Source organism: Parafrankia soli (assembly GCF_001854695.1).
Lineage (GTDB): Bacteria > Actinomycetota > Actinomycetes > Frankiales > Frankiaceae > Parafrankia > Parafrankia soli.
This window is the reverse complement of record NZ_MAXA01000258.1, coordinates 24,646-32,019: the sequence shown is the minus strand read 5'-3', so window position 1 is coordinate 32,019 and position 7,374 is coordinate 24,646. Positions and strand designations below refer to the sequence as shown.

Annotated in this window: 5 protein-coding genes; 2 read left to right on the top strand and 3 right to left on the bottom strand. The window is 74.9% G+C overall.

Annotated elements, in window-relative coordinates; all coding sequences use genetic code 11:
* Positions 1–173 precede the first annotated feature (173 nt).
* A complete protein-coding gene (locus BBK14_RS30435) occupies positions 174–1,955 on the bottom strand; it encodes a glycerol-3-phosphate dehydrogenase/oxidase (RefSeq protein WP_071066614.1) in 1,782 nt (593 codons plus the stop codon).
* A 397-nt stretch (positions 1,956–2,352) separates the two neighbouring features.
* Between BBK14_RS30435 and BBK14_RS30430 the strand changes: the two genes are divergently transcribed.
* Complete coding sequence (locus BBK14_RS30430) at positions 2,353–3,525, top strand: acyl-CoA dehydrogenase family protein (RefSeq protein ID WP_071066607.1); 1,173 nt, start codon at positions 2,353–2,355, stop codon at positions 3,523–3,525.
* Positions 3,526–3,545: 20 nt separating this feature from the next.
* Positions 3,546–4,796, top strand: a complete 1,251-nt coding sequence (locus BBK14_RS30425) for an acyl-CoA dehydrogenase family protein (RefSeq protein ID WP_071066606.1) — start codon at positions 3,546–3,548, stop codon at positions 4,794–4,796.
* Between the two features lie 83 nt (positions 4,797–4,879).
* On the opposite strand, the gene BBK14_RS30420 is transcribed toward BBK14_RS30425, so the two are convergent.
* Both BBK14_RS30420 and BBK14_RS30415 read right to left on the bottom strand, forming a co-directional pair.
* Positions 4,880–6,496 carry a glycerol-3-phosphate dehydrogenase/oxidase gene (locus tag BBK14_RS30420; RefSeq protein WP_071066605.1) on the bottom strand — a complete coding sequence of 539 codons (1,617 nt, stop codon included), beginning with the start codon at positions 6,494–6,496 and terminating at the stop codon, positions 4,880–4,882.
* Complete coding sequence (locus tag BBK14_RS30415) at positions 6,493–7,332, bottom strand: TetR/AcrR family transcriptional regulator (RefSeq protein ID WP_071066604.1); 840 nt, start codon at positions 7,330–7,332, stop codon at positions 6,493–6,495. Before BBK14_RS30415 ends, BBK14_RS30420 begins: the two co-directional genes overlap by 4 nt.
* Positions 7,333–7,374 lie beyond the last annotated feature (42 nt).

Sequence of the window (7,374 nt, the reverse complement as noted above, 5' to 3'; positions counted from 1 at the left end):
GTGCGGGCACACCGCGCACGCCGACGTGAACGCGGCGATCAACATCCTTCGGGTCGGGCTGGCCCGTCAGGCCACCGAAGCGGCCTGAGAAGCCGGCGGCTTCAGCCGTCGGAGGAGTCACGGTCGTTTGGTTCCTTACCCGAGGTCGACAAAACCTCCCCGGGACCTTCGGATCAGGCCGGGGCCGCGGCGCCGCGCCCCTCCCGCACCACCGGGCGGACGTCGGGAGCGCCCAGCCTGGCCGCGTCGGCGGTGTGGTCGTCGGCCTGCCGCTGTGACTCGAGTTCGGCGGTGACCCGGGCCCGGTAGTGATCGATCTCGCGCCCGACGGTGGCGGGGCTCCAACCGAGGACGGGGGCGATCAGCTCGGCGACCTGGGGGGCGGCCTCCAGCCCGCGGTCGGCCGTCTCGATCGAGATGCGGGTCCGCCGGGTCAGGACGTCCTCGAGGTGCAGCGCGCCCTCGTGTGACGCCGCGTACACGGCCTCGACCGCCAGGTACTTCGGCGCGCCGCGCAGCGGACGGCCCAGCTCGGCCCGGTCCGCGACGAGGGCCAGGACCTCCTCGGTGAGGGTGCCGTATCGGTGCAGCAGGTGCTCCACCCAGGCGACGTGCAGCCCGGAGGCGCGAGCCAGGCCCTCCCGGGCGTTCCACAGTGCCGGGTAGCCGTCCGCGCCGAGCAGCGGGACACGATCAGTGCACGACGGCGGCACCGCGCGGCTCATCCCGGCCGTCGCCGCGTCGACGGCGTCCGCCGCCATCACCCGGTACGTCGTGTACTTGCCGCCGGCGACCATCGTGAGCCCGGCGACCGGGCTGACCACGGCGTGCTCCCGGGACAGCTGCGAGGTGTCCTCCGACTCGCCGGCCAGCAGCGGCCGCAGGCCGGCGTAGACGCCGGTGATGTCCTCGGTGGTCAGCGGTGTGCGCAGCACCCGGTTGACGGTGTCGAGCAGATAGGAGATGTCCGCGCTGCTGGCGGCCGGGTGCGCGAGGTCGAGGTTCCACTCGGTGTCGGTCGTCCCGACGATCCAGTGGCTGCCCCAGGGGATCACGAACAGGACACTTTTCTCGGTGCGCAGGATCAACCCGGTCGAGCCGTGGATGCGGTCGCGCGGGACCACGATGTGGACACCCTTCGACGCGCGCACCGAGAGCCGCCCGCGCCCGCCGACCATCGCCTGGATGTCGTCCGTCCACACCCCGGCCGCGTTGATCGTCTGCGCGGCGCGGACCTCCAGGTCGACCCCGTTCTCCAGGTCGCGCACCCGCACCCCGGCGACCCGGTCGCCCTCCCGCACCAGCCCGGTGACCTGGGCGCTCGTGGCGACCAGGGCCCCGTAGCGGGCGGCCGTGCGGGCGACGAACATGGTGTGCCGGGCGTCGTCGACCTGCCCGTCCCAGTACTGGATGGCGCCGACGAGCGCGTCGGGGCGCAGCGACGGGAACTCGCGCAGCGCCGCCTTGCGGGTCAGGTGCCGGTGCAGCGGGACACCCCCGCTGCGGGGGGCACCGCTGTCTCCGCCCGTGCGGGGGGCGATGCGCCCGATGCCCTGCCCGAGAGTGTCGTAGAGCAGCACGCCGCTGCCGATGTAGGCGCGTTCCCAGCCGTGATGGGTCAGCGGGAGCAGGAACGGGATCGCCCGGACGAGGTGCGGGGCGATCGTCTCCAGCAGCAGCGACCGCTCGCGCAGCGCCTCGCGGACGAGGGCGCCGTTGAGCTGCTCCAGATAGCGCAGGCCGCCGTGGATCAGCTTGCTCGACCGGCTGGACGTCCCGGCGGCGAGGTCGCGGGCCTCGAGCAGGGCGACCGACAGGCCCCGCGTGGCCGCGTCGAGCGCCACCCCGGCGCCGGTCACGCCGCCGCCGATCACGACGACGTCCACCGGCTCGGCGCGCATGCGCCGCAGCGCGGCTGCCCGGCTGGCCGGGTCGAGGCGGGCGGTACCGGTCATGGTGTGTGGATCCCCCTTCGACCGTGTCCTGTCCTGGGCGTCCTGTCCCGGGCGGTCCCGAGTGTTGCCGTCCCGCGGTGCGGACGGCTCCATCCCATCGTGCCGGCAGTTGGTGCGCACCGCTCACGCTGAGGTGAACGGCGGGTGTCGATCGGGCGCACGGGGGCGCGGGTGGGCTCCATGATGCCCAGCCGGCCCGCCGACAGGTCCGGTCCGGACAGTGGCGGTCGTCGCGGCCGGGGATCCCGTGTCCCTGTTCGCGCCCGGCGCCGCGCGTCGAGGCCCGGATGGGGCATGCTGGTCGGGCAAATCGATCTGCTGCCGTCGCACACCGTCGGGCGGGGGTGCCCGACCAGGGGGCCGCCCGATCCACGACCTGGCCCGGAGTGGTGATCAGATGGACCTGACCTTCAGCGCCGCGGAGGAGGCGTTCCGCGCGGACCTGCGGAGCTGGCTCGCCGGGAGCGTCCCCGCGGCGTGGCGGGAGCCGGGCTTCTGGGCGGGCGTCCCCGACGGCGAGGGCTTCGAGCTACGCCGGGAGTGGGAGCGCCGCAAGTTCGACGCGGGCTTCGCCGGCATCGACTGGCCCACCGAGTACGGCGGGCGCGGCGGCACCCCCGGCATGAAGGCGATCTACGACGAGGAGCTGGCGCTCGCCCGAGCGCCGGGAACCGTCAACCCGCTCGGGCTCGCCTTCCTCGCCCCGACGATCATGGCGATCGGCACGGACGAGCAGAAGCGCGAGATCATCCGTCCGCTGCTGCGCTGCGACGTGATCTGGTGCCAGGGCTTCTCCGAGCCGGACGCGGGCTCCGACCTGGCCGCACTGCGGACGTCCGGCGTGGCCGACGGCGACGACATCGTCGTCAACGGCCAGAAGGTCTGGACGACCAACGCCGGCCACGGTGACCGGATCTTCACCATGGTCCGCACCGAGCCGGGCAGCCAGCGCCACCGCGGCCTGTCGATGCTGCTACTCGACATGCACCAGGACGGCGTCGAGGTGCGGCCGCTGCGGCAGATGAGTGGGGCGACCGAGTTCGGCGAGGTGTTCTTCACCGACGCCCGGGTCCCCGCCCGCGAGTGCCTCGGCGGCCTGGGCAACGGCTGGTCCACCGCGATGCTGCTGCTCTCCTTCGAACGCGGCGCGTCGGGCATCTCGCAGTACACCGCCTTCCGGAAGTCCTACGACGAGATCGTCCGGGCGGCCCGCGCGCTGGGGCGGGACACCGACCCGGTGCTGCGCCAGGAGCTGGGCCGCCGGATGGTCGAGCTCGAGTGCCTGCGCTACCACGCCATGCACGTGCTCACCCAGGTGGAGCGGGGCGCCGACCTGGGCGCCGAGTCGTCGATGACCAAGCTGCAGTGGTCCGAGACCTACCAGGACCTGTTCGAGACCTTCGACGACCTGCTGGGCGCCGACGCGGCGGTCAGCACCCCCGTCGCGGGCCTCGACATCTCCGCCCTGCAGTCGGAGGGGTTCTGGACAAGGTCGGTCACCATCTGGGGCGGTTCGTCGCAGGTGCAGCGCAACATCGTCGCCGAGCGGGTGCTCGGCCTGCCGCGCTGAGTCCGGAAGGGACCATCGAAGTGTTCTTTGCGCTGACTGACGAGCAGCGTGCCCTGGGTGAGACCGTCCGGGCCTTCCTCTCCGGCCGTTTCGACCTCACGGCGGTGCGGGCGGTGTTCGAGGACACCGCCGGTGACGGGCACCCGCTGGAGCTGTGGAAGTCGGTGGGGGAGCAGGGCTGGCTGGCCGTGTGCGTCCCGGAGGAGTTCGACGGGCTCGGCCTCGGGCTGCTGGACGCCCAGGTGGTCGCCCGTGAGCTCGGCGCGGGGGCCGTCCCGGGGCCATGGCTGCCGACGGTGCTGGCTGGGGAGGCCGTCCGGCTCGCCGGGTCGGACGCGCAGCGGGCCGAGCTGCTGCCCCGCCTCGCCGACGGCGACCTCGTGGCGACGGTGGCCCTGCGGGGAGCCGGCGGGGCCTGGGACGCCTCCGGCGTGGCGGTCACCGCGCGCCCGGCGCCGGGCACCGTCACCGGCATTGCCGCGGGGTCCAACGGGTTCGGTTCCGAAGGGGCCGGGGGCTCCGACGAGCCTTCGGGCTCCGGTGTGTTCGGCGGCTCCGGTGGTCTCGTCGGTGAGCTGTCCGGGACGGCGTCGCCCGTCGAGTATCTCGGGGTCGCCAACCTCGTCGTCGTCGCGGCGATCGAGCCCGGCCCCGCCGGCGCTGCTCCCGGAGCGGGCGAGGTGGGCCTGTACCTGCTCGACCCCGGCGCGGCCGGCGTCGCCGTCCGCCCGCTGGTCGGTCCCGACGGGACCACCCGGCTCGCCACCCTGGAACTGGCCGGGGCGCGGGCCAGGCGGCTGCCCGGCTCGTCGGCGGCGGCGCTCGCCGACCTCATCCGCCGCGGCGCGCTGCTCACGGCGGCGGACCAGGCCGGGGTCGCTCGCGAGGCGCTGACCAGGACGGTTCACTACGACCGGGAGCGGATCCAGTTCGGCCGCCCGGTCGGCTCGTTCCAGGCGCTCAAGCACCAGCTCGCCGACCTGCACGTCGCGGTCACGATGGCCGAGCACGCCGTGATGTACGCCGCGCACGCGCTCGACGCGGGCCTCGACGACCTGGAGCTCGCCGTCGCCGTCGCCAAGGCGAAGGCGAGCCAGGCGGCCCGGGACGCCACCGCGGCGATGATCCAGTACCACGGCGGCATCGGGTACACCTGGGAGCACGAGGCCCACCTGTTCTACAAGCGCGCCCGCCGGATGTACGGGGCCTTCGGCGACCCTCCCGCCCACCTCGAGCGGGTCGCCGCGCTGACCGTCGACTCCCTGACCTAATGGGAGCTACCGGGTCGGCATAAGGCAGGCTCGCTCGATCGCCGGCTCGGCTCGGGGTCGGTCGGGCCTGGTCGGCCGGTGGCTCAGTCGACCGGCGAGCCGGCGGGGACGGCGCAGGCCGCCAGCACCTCGCGTGCCGCGCCGAGCGCCGCCGCGCGATCGGCCGGGACGAGCCCGACGCGGGTCCGCCGGTCGAGCAGGTCGTCGGCGTCGAGTGCTCCCTCGTGGCGCACGGCGAACACCAGCTCGGCGCGGGTGACCGCGACTCCCTCGGCGATCGGCGCGAGCAGCTCCGGGTCGCGTTCGGCCAGGGCCAGCACCGCCGGGGCCTGGGTTCCGTAGCGCGCCACCAGCCGGCGCGGCGCCGGCACCGCGGCGAGCACGCGGCGCGAGGCCGCCCCGACGAGGGGGAGCCGGTCGGTCCGACAGGGCCCCGCGTCCAGGTCGGCCTGGGCGACGGCGGCGTCCACCGCGTCCGCCGCCATTCGGCGGTAGGTCGTCAGCTTGCCGCCCACCACGGTGATCACGCCGTCGGACCCGACGTGCACGGCGTGCCGCCGGGACAGGTCCGCCGTGCGCCCGTTCGGGCCGTCCAGCAGCGGGCGCAGCCCGGCGAACGCCCCCAGCAGGTCCGCGCGGTCGACCGGGGTGGCCAGCACGCTCGACACGACGTTCAGCAGCTGCGTGATCTCCTGGTGATCCGGCGTCGGCACGTCCGCGACCTCGTCCGTCGGGATGTCGGTCAGTCCCACGTACACCCGCCCGTCGCCCTGCGGCAGCACGAGGGCGTACCGGTTCCGCTCGCCGGGAATCGGCACCGACAGCGCCGTCGGCGTGCCGCCGAACGCCGCCGCGGGCAGCACCAGGTGGGTGCCGCGGCTGGGGCGGAGCCTGACCTCCGGGGCGAGCGCGGGCGTCCAGACCCCGGTCGCGTTCACCACGGTGCGGGCCCGCAGCGTGCACCGGGTGCCCGTCAGGGTGTCGACCACCTCGACGCCGACCGGCTCCGGCGGCAGGCCGCCGCGCCGTGCCGCGCCGCGCGGGGCGTACCCCGGGCTCTCCACCGACAGCACGCGGACCCGGGTCAGCACCCGGGCGCCGAACGCCGCCGCCGTCCGGGCGATCGTCACGACCAGGCGGGCGTCGTCGACGAGCTGGCCGTCCCAGTGGAGCAGGCCGCCGCGCAGCCCGGCCTCGCGCAGCCCGGGGACCATCCCGAGCGTCTCGACCGCCGAGAGCCGCCGCGGCGGCGGCAGCACCGTGCCGGGGGTCCGGGCGCCCCGCCGCAGCAGGTCCGCCAGGCCCATCCCGGCCCGGGCCAGCATCGCCGAGCCGGCGGGGACGTCCTCGGTGAGCGGCAGCACGATCGGCAGCGGGTGCACCAGATGCGGGGCGGTGCGGCGCATCAGGATCTCGCGTTCGAGCGCGCTCTCCCGGGCCAGCCCGAGGTCACCGGAGGCGAGGTAGCGCAACCCGCCGTGGACGAGCTTCGAGCTCCACCGGCTGGTGCCGAAGGCCAGGTCGTGTGCCTCGACCAGCGCGACGGACAGCCCGCGCGAGGCCGCGTCGAGCGCCACCCCGGCGCCGGTGACGCCGCCGCCGACGACGAGGAGATCGACGGCCTCGCCGCCCGCGAGCTCGCCGAGCTCGCGGGCACGGCGGTCGGCGGTGAGCGACGAGCGGTCGAACGGTGTGCTCATGACGGCGCTCCCGGGTGCTCGATCGGCCGGATCTCGTCAACTGCGTCAGCAGTCTCGACGGCCTCAACGACGTCAACGGTCCTGACAGCGTCAGTTGCGTCAGTGGCGTCGAAGGCGGCCTCGGCTGTCTCGCCGGCGCGCGGGGCCAGGTAGCCGTCCAGTGTCAGGTAGAGCTCACGCGCCAGTGCCTCCTCGGTGATCTCGTCGCCCAGCGTGTCCGYGGAGAGAACGTACGACTGCACGACGAGCAGCACCATCCGTGCCTGGGTCGCCGGGTCACCCGCCCGGACGGCGCCGCCCGCCTGCGCCTCGCGCAGCTGCTCGCACAGCAGCTCCAGGACGAGCCGCTGGGTCGCGCCGAGACGCTCCAGGACGTAGGGGACCAGCAGCTCCGGGTCCGTCTCAAGGATCTTGCGGAACAGCGGGTTCGCGCGGAAGGTCTGCGCCGCGGTGACCAGGTAGCGCACCAGGCCGGCTCGCGTGCCGGCGGCCAGGGACGGCTCGGCCGCCCGCGCCGCGGCCGTGACGATCCGGCCCCACTCGCGCGTCATCACGTCGCCGACAAGGGAGCGCAGGTCGGGCCAGCGCCGGTACAGCGTCATCCGGCTGACGCCGGCGCGCCGGGCCACGTCGGTGGCGGTCGTCCGACGCACGCCGACGCTGAGCAGCGACGCGGCGGCGGCATCCAGGACGGCCGCGTCGGCGCTCTCGCCGCGCCGGCCCGCACCGGGAGCGGTTCCCGGAGCGGGCCCGGAGCGGTCAAGGGGTAAGGCGCCGGCCCGCGCGGAGCCGCGGCCGGGCGCCGGCAGGGTGTGGGGTGATGTCGGCCCGGTCACCGGCTGTCTCCCTCCCGCGGCTCTCGCCGCTCCCACCCGTCG

Bases quoted from the DNA above. Each gene is read 5' to 3' on its own strand.
- BBK14_RS30435 (WP_071066614.1), bottom strand. From the start codon at position 1,955: ATGACCGGTACCGCCCGCCTCGACCCGGCCAGCCGGGCAGCCGCGCTG.
- BBK14_RS30430 (WP_071066607.1), top strand. From the start codon at position 2,353: ATGGACCTGACCTTCAGCGCCGCGGAGGAGGCGTTCCGCGCGGACCTG.
- BBK14_RS30420 (WP_071066605.1), bottom strand. From the start codon at position 6,496: ATGAGCACACCGTTCGACCGCTCGTCGCTCACCGCCGACCGCCGTGCC.